Origin of the sequence: Mycobacterium sp. UM_Kg27, assembly GCF_000972905.1 — a bacterium.
In the GTDB taxonomy this organism is placed as follows: domain Bacteria; phylum Actinomycetota; class Actinomycetes; order Mycobacteriales; family Mycobacteriaceae; genus Mycobacterium.
In genome coordinates this window covers 1-19901 of sequence record NZ_JRMM01000048.1, presented here as the reverse complement: position 1 = coordinate 19901, position 19901 = coordinate 1, and the positions used below count along the sequence as shown (strand labels likewise).

Genomic DNA, 19901 nt, shown 5'->3' with positions numbered 1-19901 from the left:
GATGTGGGCGTACCGGTTGATCGCGCCGTATCAGTTCGAGAAGATAGAAGCCCCCGACCCCGCCGAGCAGGAGCTCGGCGCCGGGCAGGTGCTGCTGCAGTTCGTCGCCGCCGGGGTATGCGGCAGTGACCTGCCGGCCTTTCGCGGCGCGCAGGGCAGGTTGCCCGGCGACGACGGCGCCGCGGCCGCGGAGAAACTCGGCTTCCCGATCCATGAGATCGTCGGCGACGTCATCACCAGTCGGCATCCGCAGCATCGACGCGGCGACCGAGTCGTCGGGTGGGCATCGGGCTTCGACGGACTGATGGAACGGGTGATCAGCGACGGCGAGGGACTGGTGGCCTACGACCCGGCGCTGGAACCCGCCCAAGCCGTGGGCCTGCAACCGCTGGCATGCGTGCTCTACGCCGTGGAACAGTTGCCCGACCTGGCCGGCCGCCATGTGGCGGTGATCGGTCAGGGCTCGATCGGTCTGCTGTTCAGCGCCGTCGCCAAAGCGGCGGGGGCGCGCCGCGTCACCGGGGTGGACCCGGTCGACCGTCGAGATGTGGCTGCCGCCTTCGGAATTGACGCAGTGGTACAGGCGACCAGCGACCGCTGGGTGCGCCACCTTGACGCCGGCGACCGCCCGGAGATCGTGATCGAGGCGGTCGGGCACCAGGTCGCCACCCTGGGCCACGCCATCGAGGCCGCCGCACCCGGTGGCACGGTGTTCTACTTCGGTGTCCCCGACGACGACAGTTATCCGATCAGTATGCGCACCATGCTGCGCAACAATCTCACGCTGATCTCCGGAGTGACCCAGGATCGGCGACGGATGCTGGAAGCCGCAGGCCGATTCGCCGCGGAGAATCCGGAGCTGTTGCGCAACTACGTAACTCATGTCTTCGGTTGCCACGAAGCACAGGCTGCCTTCGAGTTGGCGGCCCGACCGGTGCCGGACCGCGTCAAGATCGCGATGGTCGCATGACGTCGGCGCTGCGCGCCGCAGTGGCGGACCGGGCCCCGCTCTGGGGCGGCTGGGTGACCGGGCCCACCGTGCTGGGCCCGGAGGAATTCGCCCGCGCCGGCTATGACTACGTGGGTTTCGACGCCCAACACAGTTACCTTGACGACGCCGACATCGCGGCCATGCTGCGGTACACCGAACACCTGCCGATCGCCACCGCGGTCCGATTGCCCAACGCGGACGCTGCCCCCATCGGCCGGGTGCTCGATGCCGGCGCCGACGCGGTCATCATCGCGCTGATCGAGACCGCCGAACAGGCCGCCGCTGCGGTGGCCGCCACCCGCTACCCGCCGGCCGGGATCCGCAGCTTCGGGCCGCTGCGGCCTGGCCTGGGCCGCGATCTGGCCGGCCTGGAATCGCGAGCGGATGTCTTCGCGATGATCGAGACCGCCGCGGCCCTGGCAGACGTGGAACGCATCTGTGCGGTTCCCGGCCTGGCCGGAATCTACGTCGGGCCCGCCGATCTGGCGATCTCGATGGGCGTCGACGTCGCCCAATCCACCACGCATCCCGACCTGCTCGCGGCGATGGCACGGATCCGGGCCGCGGCAGCCGAAGCGGGCGTGATCGCGGCGATCCACGGCGGATCGGGAGCGGCGGGAGCGGCCCTGGCCGGGCTGGGCTACCAGATGATCACGTTGGCTGCCGAGTCTGCGGCGCTGCGCCGAGGAGCCCTGGAACATCTCGAGGAAGCGAGGGGCCGATGACCCCGGCACGGGTTGCACTGGTCACCGGCGCCGCCCGGGGCCAAGGCTGGGCCATCACCGAACGGCTGCTCGCCGACGGTTTCGCGGTGGTCGCCTGCGACATCAACGAAGCTGAGCTGCATGCCGCCGTCGCCGCGCGGGCCGACGACGCGCTGATCGGCGTCCGCCTCGACGTGACCTGTCCTGAGGAATGGGAGGCCGCGGTGGCGGCGACCATTCAGCGGTTCGGGGCGCTGACCGCGTTGATCAACAACGCCGGCATCCTGCACCGGGCCACGATCGCCGACGAGACGCCCGACGGCTTCGAAAGGGCTTGGCGGGTCAACTGTCTGGGCGCATTCCTGGGCATCCAGGCGGCCCTGGACCAACTGCGGGCGGCCGAAGGTGCCGCTATCGTCAACACCTGCAGCACCGGGGCGATCCGACCCTTCGGCCGGCACAGCGCCTACGGTTCGTCGAAATGGGCGCTTCGCGGCCTGACGCAGACCGTCGCCGCGGAACTCGTCTCGACGGGCATCCGGGTCAACGCGGTATTTCCCGGGCCGATCGCCACCCCGATGCTCGACGACGGCACTCAGCAGCGCCTGGCCGCGGTGTCGCCGGGCGGCAGGCTCGGCCGCCCGGCCGAGGTGGCGGACGCGGTGGCATTCCTGGTTTCGCAAGCCGCGTCTTTCATCACCGGCGCCGAGCTCGTGGTGGACGGCGGCCAGTGCCTGCAGATCCGATGACCAGGCATGGGCAAGGCCCGTCGGTCGGCATCATCGGTGCAGGGCCGGGAGGGCTGGCGCTGGGAATCCTGTTGCGGCGAGACGGATTCTCCGACTTCACCATCTTCGACCGGGAGGACGGCGTCGGCGGCACCTGGCGGATCAACACGTATCCGGGGCTGGCATGTGACGTCAAATCCCACCTGTACTCCTATTCGTTCGACCTGAATCCGCACTGGTCGCGGCTGTGGTCGCAGCAACCCGAGATCCTGGCCTACTTCGAACGCTGCGCGGCCGACCACGGCCTGGACGCACATCTGCGGCTGCGCACCGAGATTCGCGCCGCCCGCTGGGAGCCGGACGGGCGGCAGTGGTGTCTGAGCAGCAGCGACGGTGCGCAGCATCGGTTCGACGTGGTGGTCTCCGCGGTGGGGTTGTTCACCCAGCCGGTGCTGCCCGACCTGATCGAAGAACAGCCCTTCGGGGGCACCGTGATGCACTCGGCGCGGTGGGATCATTCGGTGCCGCTCGCCGGTGCGAAAGTCGCCGTACTCGGGACGGGTTCGACCGCGGCGCAACTGCTGCCGGAGTTGGCCGAGGTCGCCGAGAAGGTGTACTCGCTGCAGCGGTCCCCGACCTGGATCCTGCCCAAGCCGGACCGTCGCTACACCCCGCGGGAGCGATGGGCCCTCGACCGCATCCCGCTGGCCCAGCGGCTGTACCGGACGCGACTGTGGCTGCGCAGCGAGTCGAACATCGCGGTGATCGAGAACGGCAGCGACAAAACCCGCGAGTTCACCGACATCGCGCGAAAACTCTTGGGCGACTCCATCGCCGACGAGCAGTTGCGGGCAGCGCTCACCCCCGACCACCCGCTGGGCTGCAAGCGTCTGGTGTTCTCCTCGGACTACCTGCCCGCGCTGACCCGGCCCAACGTCGAAGTGGTGCCCAGCCCGGCGCGGGCCCTGCGTTCCCGATCGGTGGTCGCCGAGGACGGCACCGAATGCGAGGTCGACGTGGTGGTGTGCGCCACCGGATATGCCGCTGCGGATTACCTCGGTCAGATCGAGGTGACCGGTGAGGACGCCACCACACTCAAACAGGCCTGGCGCGACGGGCCCCGCGCCTACCTCGGCATGGCGATGCCCGGCTTCCCCAACTTCTTCATGCTCTACGGGCCCAACACCAACGTCGGCTCCAACAGCGTCATCTTCGTATTGGAAGCCCAAGCGCGCTACATCGTTCGGGTGCTCAAACACCTGCGCCGCACCCGCAAGTCCTATGTCGCCGTGCGCCCTGCCGCGCTGGCCGACTTCATCACCAAGATCGACCGGTGGATGCACGGAACCGTGTGGACCACCCGCTGCAGCAACTACTTTCGTGCCGCCAACGGCCGGGTGGTCACCCAGTGGCCGCGCAGTGCCGGGGCCTTCTGGGCGATGACCCGCCGGTTCCGGACCGCCGACTTCAGCTTCGAACCGGCCGTCGGTGCTAAGCGAACGTGATGATCTGACGTACCGCGGCACCGTCGGCCAGTGCGTCCATGGCCTCGTTGATCTGCTCGAGTGGCACGGTCGCCGACACCAGCTGCTCGACGGGCAGACGGCCGGCCCGCCACAACGCCACGAAGCGCGGGATGTCGCGCGCGGGGACCGCCGACCCCAGGTAGCTGCCGATCAACGAGCGACCCTCGGCAACCAGACCCAGTGGGGAGACGCTGATCCGGGCGTCCGGAGGCGGCAGGCCGACGGTGATGGTGCGCCCGCCCGGTGCGGTCAAGCCGATCGCGGTCTCCAGCGCGGCGGGATGACCCGCCGCATCGATCACCACCGGGGCGCGCACGCCCGCGTCGAGTGCCTGCTGCGGGGTGTAGGTGCGGTGCGCGCCCAGCGCCGTTGCGGCGGCCAGCTTGTCCGGCAGCCGGTCGATCGCGATCACCTGCACGCCGTCGTGGGCCAACGCGGTCAGTACCGCGGCCATCCCCACTCCGCCGAGCCCGACCACCGCGACGGCGTCGCCCGGCCCCGGACGGCCGACGTTGAGCACCGCGCCGCCACCGGTCAGCACCGCACAGCCCAGCAAGGCGGCCACCGTCGGCGGGACGTCGTCGGGTACCGGCACCGCGCTGGTCTGGCTGACCACCGCATGCGTGGCGAACCCGGAGACCCCGAGGTGGTGGTAGACGGTCTGGTCCCCGCGGTGCAGCCGCTGCCCGCCGCCGAGCAGGATGCCCGCGCCGTTGGCGGCGCTGCCGGGCTCACACGGCGCCAGGCCGTCGGTGGCGCAGGCCGCGCAGTGGCCGCAGCGGGGCAGGAAGGTCAGCACTACCCGCTGACCCGGCCGCACCGCGGTGACTCCGGCGCCGACCGCTTCGACGATGCCGGCGGCTTCATGGCCGAGCAGCATCGGCACCGGACGCACCCGGTTGCCGTCGACCACGGACAGATCGGAATGACAGACCCCGGCGGCCTCGACCCGCACCAGCAGCTCACCGTCGCCGGGCGGCGCCAGCTCCACGTCTGTCACCGTCAGCGGGCGCGAGGCGGCATAAGGGCGCGGCGCCCCGATCCGCTCCAGCACTGCACCGCGGATCGTGGTCATGCTGGAATACAACCATGAGTTCGGACGCCGCGGTCCCGCCCGCGCCGGAAGGGTTGACCAGCCAGGACTTTCCGGTGCACTGGCCGGTGCTGACCCGCTGGGCCGACAACGACATGTTCGGCCACCTCAACAACGCCGTGTACTACCAGCTGTTCGACACCGCGATCAACGGCTGGATCGCCGCACACGTCGAGATAGACCCCGTCGCGGCCCCGGAGCTGGGGGTGGTCGCCGAATCGGGCTGCCGCTTCCTGGGCGAACTCGCCTTCCCGGACCGGCTCGCGGTGGGGCTGGCCGTCACCCGGTTAGGCCGCAGCAGCGTGACCTACCGGCTGGCGGTGTTTCGCGCCGCAACGGGCGATGACGCGGTCCCGGTGGCCGCGCTCGGGCACTGGGTGCACGTCTATGTCGACCGCAGCACCCGGCGGCCGGTGCCGATCCCCGACGGTATTCGCGCGCTGTTGGCCACCGCCCAGGTTTAGCTCGGCGGCTGTTTCGCCGGTGGCTATGCTCGGCGGGTGCCGCTCGTGAGCAAGACCGTCGAAGTCGCCGCCGACGCCGCCACAATCATGGGGATCGTGGCCGACTTCGAGGCGTACCCGCAGTGGAACGAAGAGGTCAAAGGGATCTGGGTGCTGGCCCGCTACGACGACGGCCGGCCCAGCCAGCTGCGGCTGGATGCCTCCTACTCCGGTTTCGACGGCACCTTCATCCAGGCCGTCTACTACCCCAGTGCCACCCAGATTCAGACCGTGCTCCAGCAGGGCGACCTGTTCAGCAAGCAGGAGCAGCTGTTCTCGGTGGTCGAGATCGGCCCGACCACGTTGCTGACCGTCGACATGAATGTCGAGACCCAGATGTCGGTGCCCAAGCCGATGCTCAAGAAGGCCTTCAGCAACGCCCTGGACTATCTGGCGGACAATCTCAAACGGCGCGCCGAAGAACTGGCTTCGGGCTAACACGAAGCGGGAGAACCGAATTGAGCCACGCAACCGTCGATCCCGCCGAGCAGCCCTACCGGGCGCGTCGACAGAACTGGGTCAACCAGCTGGACCGGCATGCGCTGATGAAACCGGACGCCCCCGCACTGCGGTTCCTCGGTCAGACCACCACCTGGTCGCAGCTGCGTGATCGGGTCGGCGCACTCGCCGACGCACTGAGCCGCCGCGGGGTCCGCGCCGGTGACCGGGTCATGATCCTGATGCTGAACCGCACCGAGTTCGTCGAGTCGGTGCTGGCCGCCAACATGCTGGGCGGGATCGCCGTCCCGGTCAACTTCCGGCTCACGCCGACGGAGATCGCCTACCTGGTGACCGACTGCGAGGCCAGGGTGCTGATCACCGAACCGGCGCTGGTGCCGGTCGCCGGGGGTGTGCGCGAGCTGACCGGACTGCTGGAGCACGTGGTGGTGGCCGGCGGTTCAGCGAGGCTCGACGGAGGAGAGGCGAAGCTGGGACCGCCGCATGAGCCCGGCGGTTCAGCAGGCGAGGGGCTGATCGCCTACGAGGACCTGATCGAGGAGACCGGTGAGCCGCACGCGCCGGTGGACATTCCCAACGACTCGCCGGCCCTGATCATGTACACCTCGGGGACCACCGGCCTGCCCAAGGGAGCGGTGCTCACCCACACCAACCTGGTCGGTCAGACGATGACCGCGTTGCACACCTCCGGTACCGGCACCTCCGACGTGGCCTTCATCGGGGTGCCGTTCTTCCACATTGCCGGCGTGGGCAACCTGCTGCCCGGCATGTGGTTGGGCATCCCGACCGTCATCAACCCACTGGGTGCGTTCGACGCCGGCCAACTGCTCGACGTGCTGGCCGCCGAGCGGGTCACCGGCATCTTCCTGGTGCCGGCCCAATGGCAGGCGGTCTGTGCTCAGCAACAGGCCAACCCGCGCGACATCCGGTTGCGAACCATGTCGTGGGGAGCGGCGCCGGCCTCCGACGCGTTGCTGCGGCAGATGGCGGACACCTTCCCCGGCACCAAGATCCTGGCGGCCTTCGGGCAGACGGAGATGTCGCCGGTCACCTGCATCCTGCTCGGCGAGGACGCCACCCGAAAGCGCGGTTCGGTCGGCACCGTGATTCCGACCGTCTCCGCCCGGGTCGTCGACGAACAGATGAACGACGTCGCCGTGGGTGAGGTGGGCGAGATCGTCTACCGGGCGCCCACCTTGATGAGTGGCTATTGGAACAAGCCGGAGGCCACCGCTGAGGCCTTTGCCGGCGGCTGGTTTCACTCCGGCGACCTGGTCCGGATGGATGAAGAGGGCTATGTGTGGGTCGTCGACCGCAAGAAGGACATGATCATCTCCGGCGGTGAGAACGTGTACTGCGCCGAAGTGGAGAACGTGCTGGCTGATCACCCCGACATCGCCGAGGTCGCCGTTATCGGTCGCCCAGACGAGCGCTGGGGTGAGGTTCCGATCGCGGTCGCCGCGCTGTCGCGAGCGGGCCTGACCCTGGCCGACCTCGATGACTTCTTGACTCAGCGGCTGGCGCGCTACAAGCACCCCAAGGCGCTCGAGATCGTCGAGGCGCTGCCCCGCAACCCAGCCGGGAAAGTGCTCAAAACCGATCTACGCATTAACTACGGGACGGCTCAGGGGTCAGAGTAGGGAAGAGTCCCAGGCAATGCCGCTCGAAACCGCGATAGGTGAGGTGGCGGCACGTTACTCTCCGGTAGGAAACCCGTGCGGGTTCCTTCCGTTCGATGTCCCTCTCACGCGCCCATCAGGTATGGTCCGATGGTCGCCAAGGGCACCTCGGGCCGATAAGGTGACGCGGGTCTCGCTGAACGACGGACGGGAGAAGACACTGTGCGACGCGATTCCTTGCTGAGTCGTGCGGCGGGATTTCTGGTGAGGGGGGTGGTGTGACAGCTCCAGCGCGTCCCCGTGTCGCCGATTTCCTCCGGGATCGGGTGCTGCCGCCGCTGATCATGGTCGGCGGATTCTTCAGAATGTGTGCGCTGACCGCCCGTGCGCTTTTCGTACGGCCGTTCCAATGGCGTGAGACCCTGCAGCAGGGCTGGTTCATCACCAGCGTCGCCATCATTCCGACCATCGCGGTCGCCATTCCGCTGACCGTTCTGCTGGTCTTCACACTCAATATCCTGTTGGCGCAGTTCGGTGCCGCCGACGTTTCGGGTGCCGGGGCAGGCATCGCCGCGGTCACCCAGCTGGGTCCGCTGGTCACCGTGCTGGTGGTCGCCGGCGCCGGGTCCACCGCCATCTGCGCGGACCTGGGCGCCCGCACCATCCGCGAAGAGATCGACGCGATGGAAGTGCTCGGCATCGACCCGATCCATCGACTGGTGGTGCCGCGGGTGATCGCAGCGACTGTGGTGGCCCTGCTGCTCAACGCCTTGGTGATCGTGATCGGTCTGACCGGAGGCTTTCTGTTCGGTGTTTACCTGCAGAACGTGTCCGGTGGTGCCTACCTGTCCACGTTGACTCTGCTCACCGGGTTGCCCGAGGTGATCATCTCGACGGTGAAAGCCAGTGTGTTTGGACTTATCGCCGGCCTCGTCGGTTGCTACCGCGGACTCACCGTCCGCGGCGGCTCCAAGGGCCTGGGCACGGCCGTGAACGAAACGGTCGTGCTGTGCGTGCTTGCGTTGTTCGCCGTGAACGTGGTGCTGACCACGATCGGCGTGAAGTTCGGAACGGGGACCTGACATGTCGACATCGGCAGTGGTCCGGGGTCGCTTTCCCGGGCTGGTCGCGAACTACCAGCGCTACGTCGGGATGGCCGGCCGTGGACTCGAAAGGAGTGGTCGGCTCGGCTGGTTCTCGCTGACCGCCCTCCGAGAGGTCCCCTGGGCGCTGCGCCGGTACCGCACCGAGACGCTGCGCCTGGTCGCCGAATTGGGCATGGGCACCGGCGCCATGGCCGTGATCGGCGGCACCGTCGCCATCATGGGCTTCGTGATGCTGGCCGGCGGCTCGCTGATCGCGATCCAGGGGTTCACCTCACTGGGCAACATCGGCGTGGAGACCTACACCGGTTTCGCAGCGGCCCTGGTCAACGTCCGTGTGGTCGGACCGGTCAACGCCGGCATCGCCTTGGCGGCGACCGTCGGAGCCGGCGCCACCGCCGAGCTCGGCGCGATGCGCATCAGCGAGGAGATCGACGCCCTCGAAGTGATGGGCATCAACTCGATCGCCTATCTGGTCTCGACTCGCGTGGTGGCCGGCTTCACCGTGATCATCCCGCTGTACGCACTCGCGCTGATCATGGCGTTCGCCGCACCGCAGATCGTCACCACGTTGTTCTTCGGGCAGTCGTCGGGCACCTACGAGCATTACTTCCGAACGTTCCTGAGACCCGATGACGTGTTCTGGTCGTTCATCGAGACCATCGTGATCGCGGTGGTGGTGATGGTCACGCACTGCTACTACGGCTTCAAAGCAAGCGGCGGCCCGGTCGGTGTCGGCGCCGCGGTGGGCCAGTCGATGCGGCTGTCCCTGATCACCGTTCCCACGGTGGTGCTGCTCGCAGCGTTGGCGCTCTACGGCGTCAACCCCAACTTCAACCTGACGATGTGACGCGCATGGCTACCGGGAAGCAGAACAGAGTGCACAAGCCGCCGTTCAAGGTGGCCGGCGTGGTCACCTTCGCGGTGCTGGCGCTGATCGGGGCACTGGTCTACGGCCAGTTCCGCGGCGCCTTCACCAAGACGACGTCACTGACCATGGTGGCCCCGCGCGCCGGTCTGGTGATGGACCCGGGCGGACCGGTCACCTACAACGGTGTCCAGATCGGTCGCGTCGCGGAGATCGCGCCGACGGAGTACGAGAACAAGCCGGCGGCCAAGTTCACCCTCGACGTGAACCCCAAGTACATCAAGCTGATCCCGTCGAACGTCAAAGCCGACATCATGGCGACCACCCTGTTCGGCAACAAGTACGTATCCCTGAGCGCGCCCGAGCACCCCTCGCGGGAACGCATCACCACCAAGAGCATCATCGCGACCTCGGTGACGACGGAGCTCAACACCCTGTTCGAGACCGTCAACAACATCTCGGAGCATGTCGACCCGATCAAACTGAACCTGACGCTGCATGCCGCGGCCGAGGCGCTGACCGGGCTGGGCGACAAGCTCGGCGAATCGCTGGTCAACGGCAACCGGATCCTCGACGACGTCAACGCGCGGATGCCCTCCTTCCGTCGCGACCTCAAGGGATTCGCGAACCTGAGCGAGATCTACGCCGACGGAGCACCGGACCTGGTCGGGTTCTTGGACACCTCGGTCGTGACCGTCAAGACCATCACCAACCAGCAGAAGGAGCTCGACGCCGCACTGCTGGGCGCCGCCGGAGTGGGCAACCTCGGAGCGGACGTCACGGAGCGGTTCGGGCCGTACTTCCGGGCACAGTTCTCCGACCTGGTCCCGGTGTCGGCGCTGCTCGACGAGTACAGCCCCGAGCTGTTCTGCGCCATCCGCAACCTTGCCGAGGGCGCACCCAAGGTCTACGACTTCCTCGGCGGCGACGGCTACTCGCTCGCTACCAACAGTGAGCTGGTCGGACCGGCCAACCCGTACATCTATCCCGAGAACCTGCCGCGTTACAACGCTCGCGGTGGCCCAGGCGGTGCGCCGGGCTGCTGGCAGGAGATCACTCACGACTTCTGGCCGGCGCCTTACCTGGTGGCCGACACGGGAGTCAGCCAAGCGCCGTACAACCACTTTGATACCGGATCGCCCCTGGCCATTGATTACGTCTGGGGTCGCCAAGTCGGGGATTACACGATTAACCCATGAACATCACCAGAACCGCCCTCAAACTCGGCGCCGTCGGCTCGGTGCTGCTGCTCTTCACGGTCGGACTCGTCGTGGTCTTCGGGCAGATCCGGTTCGACCGGACGGCCGGCTACTCCGCCGAATTCAGCAACGCCAGCGGCCTGCGCCCGGGACAGTTCGTGCGTGCCTCCGGGGTCGAGATCGGCAAGGTCAAGAAGGTCAAGCTGGTCGACGGTGGACGTCGGGCAGTGGTGGACTTCGACGTCGACCGTTCGCTGCCGCTGTTTCAGTCCACCACCGCACAGATCCGCTACTCCGACCTCATCGGCAACCGGTACCTGGAGCTCAAGCGGGGCGATGGCGAGGGCGCCGACCAGCGGCTACCCATCGGCGGCTTCATCCCCGCCTCCCGCACCGAGCCGGCGCTGGACCTGGATGCGCTGATCGGCGGGTTCAAACCGGTGTTCCGCGCACTGGACCCCGAGAAGATCAACACCATCGCGTCCACCATCGTCACGGTCTTCCAGGGCCAGGGCGGCACCATCAACGACATCCTCCAGCAGACCGCTCAGCTGACTGCCCACATCGCCGACCGGGACGCAGCCATCGGTGAAGTGGTCAAGAACCTGAACGTGGTCCTGGACACCGCGGTCCGGCATCGGCAGACCTTCGACGAGACGGTCGACAACTTCGACAAACTGGTCAAGGGGCTGAACAGCCACGCCCCGGGCCTGGCCAACGGCACGGCGGAGTTCGGTAACGCTGCCGGTAACCTCGCAGATCTGCTGGCCGACAACCGCAAGCAGCTGCACAGCATCTTCCCGGTCGCCGGTCCGGAGCCGCCCGACCGGCTCGACGATGTCGACCAGATTCTGCAGAAGATTCCCAAGGCGATGAAGCTGATCGGACGCACCGGTGTCTACGGTGACTTCTTCAACTTCTATCTCTGCGACGTGACCATCAAGCTTCCCGGACTGCAGGCAGGCGGCCCGATCCGCAACGCTCGTCTGTGGCAGCAGCCGACGGGGAGGTGCACGCCCCAGTGAGAACTCTGGAACCGCCCAACCGGGCACGGATCGGCATCATCGGCGTCGCGACGCTGGCGTTGGTCACCCTGGTGGGGCAGACCTTCACCACGGTGCCGATGCTTTTCGCCGAGCCCAGTTACTACGGCGAGCTCTCCGACACCGGCGGCCTGACCGCCGGGGATAAGGTGCGCATCTCGGGCGTGGACGTCGGCAAGGTCCAGGACCTGTCCATCGCCGGCGACCACGTGCTGGTGAAGTTCTCGGTCGGGGCCAACCCGATCGGCAGCGACAGCATCATCGGAGTCAAGACCGACACCATCTTGGGCAAGAAGGTCCTGTCGATCGAACCGAAGGGCGAGCACCGCATCGCCCCGCAAGCGGTCCTGCCGCTGGGCCAGAGCACCACGCCCTATCAGCTCTATGACGCGGTCTTCGACGCGACCAAGGCCGCTTCCGGCTGGGACATCGACACGGTCAAGAAGTCGTTGAAGGTGCTCTCGGAAACCGTCGAGCAGACCTCTCCCGACCTGAGCGCCGCGCTGGATGGTGTCGCGAAGTTCTCCGACACCATCGGCAAGCGGGACGACGAGATCACTCACTTGCTGGCCCAGAGCAACCAAATCGCGAGCGTCGTCGGCGCCCGCAGCGGGCAGATCGATGCGCTGTTGCGCAACACCCAGACCCTGTCGGCCGCGGTCAACCAGCGCAGCCAGGCGATCTCGGCGTTGCTCGGCAACATCGCGTACTTCGGCGAACAGGTTCAGGGCCTGGTCCGGGACAACCCGGGCTTGGATCTGAACCATGTGTTCGAAGAGGCCTCCAACATCACCGGCATGCTGGTCCGGCGCCAGGATGACCTCCGGGAGATGTTCACCATCTTGGGTAGGTACCTGACGATCGTCAACGAGGCGATGGCATCGGGACCGTACTTCAAAGTCTCGACCCTGAACCTGATCCCCTACTGGATCCTGCAGCCGTGGGTCGACGCGGCGTTCAAGAAGCGCGGCATCTCGCCCGAGGAATTCTGGCGCAACGCCGGCTTGCCCGAGTTCCGCTACCCGGACCCGAACGGAACCCGGTTCGCCAACGGTGCCCCGCCGCCTGCTCCTCAGGTGATCGAGGGCACGCCCGAGCACCCGGGGCCCGCAGTCGCGCCGGGATCTCCATGCTCCTACGCACCTGCCGCGGGCATGTTCCCGACCCCGGGCAACCCGCTGCCGTGCGCCAACCTGGACCCGAATGACGGCCCGTTCGGACGAAGCGGACCGTACCCCGGCCCGACCGACGTGTTGGTCTCGCCGGCGAACCCCGATGGCATCCCGTCATCGCCGGGCATCTCTATCGCGGGTCGCCCGGGTGAGACGCCGCCATTGGTGCCGGGTACTCCGGTTCCGATGCCCGACGCCAACCCCGGCGGACGCACCGAGCCCTTGGGCCCGGTGTCGGGCCCGGCCGCGGCCAACCCGGGCGCAGCACCGCCCCCGGCACCCTTGGCCCCCGGACCTCCGGCACCGCCCGGACCCGGCAACCAACTACCCGCACCGTTCATCACCCCGGGCGAAGGTGGCAACAGCACGCCCGGTGGCGGCGGTGGCGCGCGAGGGAGTGAGCGCCCGTGAGCACCATCTTTGATATCCGCAACCGGCAGCTTCCCGAGCGTTCGCGCAAGACGGTGATCATCGGATCGTTGCTGCTGGCCTTGGTGCTGGCGGCCGGCTTCGGCGGTGTGCAGCTGTTCCGGAAGCTGAACAGCACCACCGTGGTCGCCTACTTCCCGCAGACCGACGCGCTGTATCCCGGTGACGCGGTACAGATCATGGGTGTTCGCGTGGGCGCGATCGACAAGATCGAGCCGGCGGGTGACCACATGAAGGTCACCCTGCACTACAACAACAAGTACAAGGTGCCCGCCGACGCCTCGGCGATCATCTTGAACCCGACCCTGGTGGCGTCGCGGACCATCCAGCTCGAGCCCCCCTACCGGGGCGGGCCGGTGTTGGCCGACAAAGCGGTGATCCCCGAGGAGCGCACCGAGGTCCCGGTCGAATGGGACACCCTGCGCAACGACGTCACCAACATCATCAACAAGCTCGGGCCCACGGCCGAGCAGCCCAAGGGCCCGATCGGTGAGGCCATCGAGACCTTCGCCGACAGCCTCTCGGGCAAGGGTTCGGAGATCAACACCGCCTTCGACAGCCTCTCCTCCGCGCTGACAGCGCTGAACAAGGGCCGCGGCGACTTCTTCGCAGTGGTGCGCAGCCTGTCGCTGTTCGTCAAGGCACTGGACCATAACGACCAGCAGTTCGTCGCGCTCAACCACGATCTGGCCAAGTTCACCAACAACTTGAACAGCACCGACCAGGCCCTGGCGACGGCCACCGACCAGTTCTACGCCACCATGACGATCATCAAGGCGTTCCTCAACCAGAACGCCAAGCCGCTGGTGCAGAGCATCAACAACGTGGAGCAGGTCAGCACGGCGATCACCCAGCCCGAGGCGCTGGAGGGCTTCGAGACCGCGTTGCACATCCTGCCGAACGTGCTGGCGGGCGTCGACGAGATCTACCACCCGGCACAGGGCATGGTGCTCAGCAACCCGGTCATCGCGAACTTCGCGAACCCGATGCAGTTCCTGTGCAGCGCTATCCAGGCCGGCAGCCGACTGGGTTACCAGGACTCCGCGGAACTGTGTGCGGAATACCTGGCACCGGTGGCCGACGCGATCAAGTTCAACTACCTGCCGTTCGGTATCAACATCTGGAACAGCGCGTACACCACGCCGAAAGAGATCGCCTACTCCGAGCCGCGCCTGCAGCCGCCTCCGGGGTACAAGGACACCACCGTCCCGGGCATCTGGGTGCCCGACACCCCCACCTCGCACCGCAACACCCAGCCGGGCTGGATCACCGCGCCGGGCATGCAGGGTGTGGAGCCCGGCCACGACACCGCGCGGCTGCTTACGCCAGAGTCGTTGGCGCAGTTGATGGGCGGACCCGACCCGGCTCCGGTCGACTCGCAGTACCAGACTCCGCCTGGGCCGCCTAACTCGTATGACGAGTCCGCAGGGCCGCTGCCGTTCATCGGTTTGCCGCCCGGCCAGGCACCGATTGCACCGCCGCCGCCGGGTCCGAACGTGGTCCCCGGGCCGGTGGCACCGCTGGCACCGCGAGGTGACGGCTAATGGGACGGAGTACCGCGATGAAGACGGTCAGCCGCCGCGGCTTGCAGGCGCTGGTACTGCTGATGGCCGCTCTGACGCTGTCGTCGTGCAGCAGCTGGCGCGGGATCGCCAACGTGTCCTTGCCCGGCGGACCGGGTAGTGGACCCGGCGCCTACACGGTCTACGTGCAGGTGCCCGACACCTTGGCGCTCAACGGCAACAGCCGCGTACTGGTCGCCGACGTCTTCGTCGGCGCGGTGGAGCGCATCGAGCTCAAGAACTGGGTCGCCACACTCAAGCTGCGGCTGAACCGCGATGTCCACCTGCCGCGCAACGCGACGGCCAAGATCGGCCAGACCAGCTTGTTGGGTTCGCAGCACATCGAGTTGAGGGCCCCGGAGAACCCCGAGGGTGAACTCCGCAACGGTGACACCATCGGGATGAGCAGTTCCTCGTCCTACCCGACGATCGAGCGGACCCTGGCTGGGCTGGCGCTGCTGCTGCAACGAGGTGGGTTGTCGGACCTGGACACCATCACCACGGAGTTCGCCGCGCTGTCCAATGGGCGGGGCGATGAGATCCGGGCCTTCCTGACCAAGCTGGACACGTTCATCGGGAGCCTCAACGATCAGCGTGAGGACATCACGCGGGCGATCGACTCCAGCAACCGGTTGCTGAGTTACTTCGGTTCGCACAACGACAGCCTCGACAAGGCCCTGACCGACTTCCCGCCGTTGTTCAAGTACTTCAACGCGCAACAGTCGATCTTCATCGACGCCGTCGAGGCGCTGGGCGCCATGGGCACACAGGTCAACCAGCAGATCGCACCTGCGCGGTCCGATCTGCACCAGGTGCTGACCTCGATGCAGTGCCCGGCACGCGAACTGCGCAAGGCTTCGCCTTACCTGCCTGACCTGCTGCAGGTGATGATCACCGCGCCGTATCACGTCGACGGTGCCTTCAAGGCCGTGCGCGGTGACTTCATCAACACCTCGCTCGTGGTGGACCTGAGTTACGCGGCCATCGACAACGCGATCCTGACCGGAACCGGTTTCTCGGGGATGCTGCGGGCGTTGGAGCAGTCCTTTGGTCACGACCCCGCGAAGATGATCCCGGACGTTCGGTACACGCCGAACCCGGCCACCGCGCCCGGCGGTCCGTATGTGGAAAGGGCTGACCGGAATTGCTGAAACCACAGATCAAGCGCCAGCTGGTTATCTTCAGCATCCTGACGGCGGTGTCGCTGCTGGTGTTGGGTGTCTACTACCTGCGGCTGCCGACGCTGGCCGGCGTGGGCCAGTACTCGCTGAAGGCCGATCTGCCCGAGGCAGGCGGTTTGTACAAGACCGCCAACGTGACCTACCGCGGGACGATCATCGGCCGGGTCACCAGCGTGGAACCGACCGAGACCGGGGCGCAGGCCACGTTCCAGATCTCCAGCAAGTACAAGATCCCGGTCGACACCAGTGCCAATGTGCACTCGGTGTCGGCGATCGGCGAGCAGTACCTCGATCTGGTGTCCGCCGACAACCCGAGCCAATATTTGAAGGCCGGCCAGACGATCACCAAGAGCACCGTCCCGTCGGCGATCGGTCCGGCGCTGGACACCGCCAATCGCGGATTGGCGGCGCTGCCCACCGGAAAGATCTCGTCGCTGCTGGACGAGACCGCGACGGCGGTCGGTGGATTGGGCCCGTCACTGCAACGCCTCGTCGACGCGACGCAGGCCATCGTCGGTGACTTCACGGCGAATCTGGATGACGTCGACGCCATCGTGGAGAAATCGGCGCCGATCATCGAGAGCCAGACCCAATCCGGCGACGCGATTCACCAATGGGCGCGCAACCTGAATGTGCTGGCCAGTCAGGCGGCGAGCCGTGAAGACACGGTGAAACACATCGTCTCGGACCTGCCGCCGTTGATCGACCAGGTGCACACGGTGTTCAGCGAGACCAAGGACTCGCTGCCGCAGCTCATGGCCAACATGGCGATCCTGACGGAGATGTCCAAGCGGTACAACCGGAACACCGAGCAGGTGCTGGTCTTCCTCCCGCAGGCCGGGTCGATCATCCAGACCGTGACCGCCACCTACCCGGGCCGAGGCTCGATGGGCGTTGCGCTCGGGGCGTTCCCCGGCCCCATCTTCCCGGTGCCGGTTCCGGGCTTGAGCCTGAACTCGCCCCCGCCCTGCTTTACCGGCTTTCTGCCGGCGTCGGAGTGGCGGGCGTTTGCAGACACCAGCCCGGCGGAGCTGCCGGACGTGGCCTGCCGGATCCCTCAGGACACCCCGGCCAACAATGTTCGCGGTGTCCGCAACATCCCATGTGTGGATGTGCCCGGTAAGCGCGCCCCGACACCCAAGGAATGCCGCAGCGACAAGCCGTACGTCCCGCTGGGCACCAACCCCTGGTACGGCGACCCCAACCAGATCCGGAACTGCCCGGCGCTGGGCGCTCGCTGTGACCAGCCCGTCGAGCCGGGTCACGTGATCCCGGCGCCATCGGTCAACACCGGCCTGAACCCGCTACCCGCGGACATGGTGCCGGCGACACCGCCGCCGACCAGCGACCCGCTGTCCCGGCCGGGGACGGGTAGCGTGCAGTGCAATGGGCAACAACCCAACCCCTGCATCTACACCCCCGGTGGGGGTCCATCCGCGATCTACAATCCGCAGAGTGGCCAGGCGGTGGGGCCAGACGGCGTCGAATACTCCGTCGAGAACTCGATGAACATAGGAGACGACGCATGGAAGGGGATGCTGGCACCGTTCCGGTGAGCACGGACGAGGACCAGCAGACTGCAGAGACCCCGGCGCGGGACGCGCTGGACGCTGAGAATGTAGTGGCGGAGACGGAGCAGGAAGCTCCGCAGGAGTCGACCGACTCGGCGGCGGTAGACGCCCAACCGGCACCGTCGCGTCTGGGCCGTCGCCAACAGGCGGGTATCTGTGTGCTGTTACTGCTGTTCGCAGCGGGTTTGGTGGCCGCCGGCTTCGTCGGCCTGCGCGACCACGCGGCAAGCCGGCAACTGGACCGCGACAATGCCGAAGCGATTGCAGCGGCCAAGGAGTGCGTGCTGGCCACCCAGGCGCCGGACGGGCGGGACATCGCGCTGGCGCAGCAGAAGATCCTGAACTGCACGGCCGGCGAGTTCCGCACCCAGGTGACCTTGTACGCGGAGATGTTCGTGCACGCCTACCAGGCGGCAAAGGTGCACGCCGATGTCACCGAGATGGGCGCTGCCGTCGAGCGCAACAACCCGGACGGCTCCGTCGACGTCCTGGTGGCATTCCGCGTCAAGATCAACAACATCGAAACTCAGGGCAAAGAGGTCGGATACCGGCTGCGGGCCCAGATGGTTCGCGAGGACGGGCAGTACCGGATCGCGAAGCTCGACCAGGTGGCCAGGTGACCGACACCGCGGCCGACGCTCCGCGTCTGCAGCCGGCCGGCTGGCGGTCCCGCGCAACGGCGCTCGCCATCGATCTGCTGCCGGGGTCGGCGGTGATGGCGAGCACCGGCATGCTCGCCCTGTGCCTGCCGTCCGACAGCCTCTGGCGGTGGGTCGCGTCAGGAATCGCGGGGCTGGCGTTCCTGGCGACCGAGGTCAATCGAATTTTTCTGCCGGCGCTCAAGGGGTGGAGCCTGGGCCGCGCCGTCACCGGCATCGAAGTGGTCCGTGGCGCAAGCTCGGCTCCGGCGGTCGGTGTGAGCCGACTGTTGCTTCGTGAGGTCGCGCACCTGCTCGACACGGTGCCGGTCCTGCTGGGCTGGCTTTGGCCGATGCGGGACCGCCGGGGGCGTACCTTCGCCGATGTGCTGGCCCGCACCGAGGTACGCCAGGCCGGCGAGCGCAAGCCACCGGCGAACGTCCGAGCCGTGACTGCCAGGGTATTCGTGGCAGCGGCGGCGCTGAGCCTCGCCGCTGCCGGCGCGGCGTACAGCGTGGTCTATCAGAACGACCACAAATCGGTTCTGGCCCAGGCTGAGATCGCCAGACAGGGACCCAAGATCGTGGCGGACATGTTGTCCTACGACCCGGAGACCCTGCAGGACGACTTCGAACGTGCGCAGTCGTTGGCCACCGAAAAATATCGTCAGCAACTGGTGCCTCAGCAGGACGCGATCCGCGATGCCCAGCCGGTTCCGAACTTCTACCGGGTGACCGATGCCGCGGTGATCAACGCGACTCCGCACCGCGCCACCATGCTGCTGTTCTTACAGGGCCAGCGCGGCACAGCCGGAAAGGAGCGCCTGATCAGCGCTACCGTCGAAGTCGTGTTCGTGCAGACCTCGGGGACTTGGCGCGTCGACGACCTGACGGTGGTCAGCAAGCCGTTGCCGGCCGAGGGGGCGAAATGAGCCCCCGCCGCCGCGTGCCCACCGAGGACCAACCGCTCTTCGTCGCCCAGGTGGCGCCCCGGCGTCGACGGCTGCCGATGGTGATCGCCAGTTCGCTTGTGGTGACCGCCGCAGCCATCGCGGTGTGCGCGATGACACTGATAACCCACGAGCAACACCGGCGAACAGTGGTGCGGAACATCGAGGCCCGGGACGCGGTCGAATCGTTCATGACGATGTTCACCTCGCCAGATCCATTCCACGCCAACGACTACCTGGCGAATGTCCTGGACCACGCAACCGGCGATTTCGCCGAGCAATACCAGGAGAAGGCCAATCAGATCCTGATCGCGGTGGCGCGTAGCGAGCCGACCACCGGGCTGGTCAGAGCGGCCGGTGTCGAACGGTGGAATGACGATGGCAGCGTGAGCTTGCTGGTGGCGGTGGAGAACACCAGTAAGTCATCGGACGGAAAGCACGATGTCAAGGTGGCCACCCGCTGGCTCGCCACAGCACAGAAGGAAGGGGACCAGTGGAAGATCAGCAATCTGAACCAGGTGCTGTGACCGACGCGTCCTCCGGGACAGAGGTCGATCCGGAA

At 67.2% G+C, this 19901-nt stretch carries 19 protein-coding genes; 18 read left to right on the top strand and 1 reads right to left on the bottom strand.

Annotated elements, in window-relative coordinates; all coding sequences use genetic code 11:
• The first annotated feature begins 1 nt into the window (after window position 1).
• Genes LI94_RS09950 through LI94_RS09935 form a run of 4 tightly spaced genes read left to right on the top strand, consistent with a single transcriptional unit; the run spans window position 2 to window position 3928 of the window.
• The gene (locus LI94_RS09950) at window positions 2-970 is read left to right on the top strand and encodes a zinc-binding dehydrogenase (RefSeq protein ID WP_046301075.1); all 969 of its coding nucleotides are present in this window, start codon (window positions 2-4) and stop codon (window positions 968-970) included.
• Window positions 967-1716 (top strand): aldolase/citrate lyase family protein, encoded by a 750-nt coding sequence (locus LI94_RS09945; RefSeq protein ID WP_046301074.1) that lies wholly within the window; start codon window positions 967-969, stop codon window positions 1714-1716. The genes LI94_RS09950 and LI94_RS09945 overlap by 4 nt, the downstream gene beginning before the upstream one ends.
• Complete coding sequence (locus LI94_RS09940; protein WP_024442933.1) at window positions 1713-2444, top strand: SDR family oxidoreductase; 732 nt, start codon at window positions 1713-1715, stop codon at window positions 2442-2444. Before LI94_RS09945 ends, LI94_RS09940 begins: the two co-directional genes overlap by 4 nt.
• Window positions 2441-3928 (top strand): NAD(P)/FAD-dependent oxidoreductase, encoded by a 1488-nt coding sequence (locus LI94_RS09935; RefSeq protein WP_046301073.1) that lies wholly within the window; start codon window positions 2441-2443, stop codon window positions 3926-3928. The genes LI94_RS09940 and LI94_RS09935 overlap by 4 nt, the downstream gene beginning before the upstream one ends.
• On the opposite strand, the gene LI94_RS09930 is transcribed toward LI94_RS09935, so the two are convergent.
• Window positions 3915-5024 (bottom strand): alcohol dehydrogenase catalytic domain-containing protein, encoded by a 1110-nt coding sequence (locus LI94_RS09930; protein ID WP_024442931.1) that lies wholly within the window; start codon window positions 5022-5024, stop codon window positions 3915-3917. The two genes, LI94_RS09935 and LI94_RS09930, sit on opposite strands and share 14 nt — an antisense overlap.
• Before the next feature lie 14 nt (window positions 5025-5038).
• Here LI94_RS09930 and LI94_RS09925 point away from each other — a divergent pair, with 14 nt between their 5' ends.
• The 14 genes from LI94_RS09925 to LI94_RS09860 all read left to right on the top strand — a co-directional run bounded on the left by LI94_RS09925 (window position 5039) and on the right by LI94_RS09860 (window position 19866).
• Window positions 5039-5506: a thioesterase family protein gene (locus LI94_RS09925; RefSeq protein ID WP_036458156.1), complete on the top strand. Its 468-nt coding sequence runs from the start codon at window positions 5039-5041 to the stop codon at window positions 5504-5506.
• A gap of 36 nt (window positions 5507-5542) precedes the next feature.
• A complete protein-coding gene (locus LI94_RS09920; RefSeq protein WP_024442929.1) occupies window positions 5543-5983 on the top strand; it encodes an SRPBCC family protein in 441 nt (146 codons plus the stop codon).
• Window positions 5984-6003: 20 nt separating this feature from the next.
• Window positions 6004-7644 carry a fatty-acid--CoA ligase FadD5 gene (gene fadD5, locus LI94_RS09915; RefSeq protein ID WP_024442928.1) on the top strand — a complete coding sequence of 547 codons (1641 nt, stop codon included), beginning with the start codon at window positions 6004-6006 and terminating at the stop codon, window positions 7642-7644.
• A gap of 323 nt (window positions 7645-7967) precedes the next feature.
• Window positions 7968-8705: an ABC transporter permease gene (locus LI94_RS09910; RefSeq protein WP_109413487.1), complete on the top strand. Its 738-nt coding sequence runs from the start codon at window positions 7968-7970 to the stop codon at window positions 8703-8705.
• A 1-nt stretch (window position 8706) separates the two neighbouring features.
• On the top strand, window positions 8707-9576 hold the full coding sequence (locus LI94_RS09905; RefSeq protein WP_024442926.1) for an ABC transporter permease: 870 nt from the start codon (window positions 8707-8709) through the stop codon (window positions 9574-9576).
• A 5-nt stretch (window positions 9577-9581) separates the two neighbouring features.
• On the top strand, window positions 9582-10793 hold the full coding sequence (locus LI94_RS09900) for an MCE family protein (RefSeq protein ID WP_024442925.1): 1212 nt from the start codon (window positions 9582-9584) through the stop codon (window positions 10791-10793).
• A complete protein-coding gene (locus LI94_RS09895) occupies window positions 10790-11818 on the top strand; it encodes an MlaD family protein (RefSeq protein WP_024442924.1) in 1029 nt (342 codons plus the stop codon). Before LI94_RS09900 ends, LI94_RS09895 begins: the two co-directional genes overlap by 4 nt.
• The gene (locus LI94_RS09890; protein WP_024442923.1) at window positions 11815-13419 is read left to right on the top strand and encodes an MCE family protein; all 1605 of its coding nucleotides are present in this window, start codon (window positions 11815-11817) and stop codon (window positions 13417-13419) included. Before LI94_RS09895 ends, LI94_RS09890 begins: the two co-directional genes overlap by 4 nt.
• Window positions 13416-14981: an MCE family protein gene (locus tag LI94_RS09885; RefSeq protein WP_024442922.1), complete on the top strand. Its 1566-nt coding sequence runs from the start codon at window positions 13416-13418 to the stop codon at window positions 14979-14981. Before LI94_RS09890 ends, LI94_RS09885 begins: the two co-directional genes overlap by 4 nt.
• Window positions 14981-16150, top strand: a complete 1170-nt coding sequence (locus LI94_RS09880) for an MCE family protein (protein WP_024442921.1) — start codon at window positions 14981-14983, stop codon at window positions 16148-16150. The genes LI94_RS09885 and LI94_RS09880 overlap by 1 nt, the downstream gene beginning before the upstream one ends.
• Window positions 16144-17736, top strand: coding sequence for an MlaD family protein (locus LI94_RS09875; protein ID WP_024442920.1), 1593 nt, complete (start codon window positions 16144-16146; stop codon window positions 17734-17736). Before LI94_RS09880 ends, LI94_RS09875 begins: the two co-directional genes overlap by 7 nt.
• The gene (locus tag LI94_RS09870) at window positions 17706-18371 is read left to right on the top strand and encodes a hypothetical protein (protein ID WP_024442919.1); all 666 of its coding nucleotides are present in this window, start codon (window positions 17706-17708) and stop codon (window positions 18369-18371) included. Before LI94_RS09875 ends, LI94_RS09870 begins: the two co-directional genes overlap by 31 nt.
• Entirely contained in the window at window positions 18368-19321 is a 954-nt protein-coding gene (locus tag LI94_RS09865; RefSeq protein ID WP_024442918.1) for an RDD family protein, read from the top strand. Before LI94_RS09870 ends, LI94_RS09865 begins: the two co-directional genes overlap by 4 nt.
• Window positions 19318-19866, top strand: a complete 549-nt coding sequence (locus LI94_RS09860; RefSeq protein ID WP_024442917.1) for a mammalian cell entry protein — start codon at window positions 19318-19320, stop codon at window positions 19864-19866. The genes LI94_RS09865 and LI94_RS09860 overlap by 4 nt, the downstream gene beginning before the upstream one ends.
• Window positions 19867-19901: the final 35 nt, after the last annotated feature.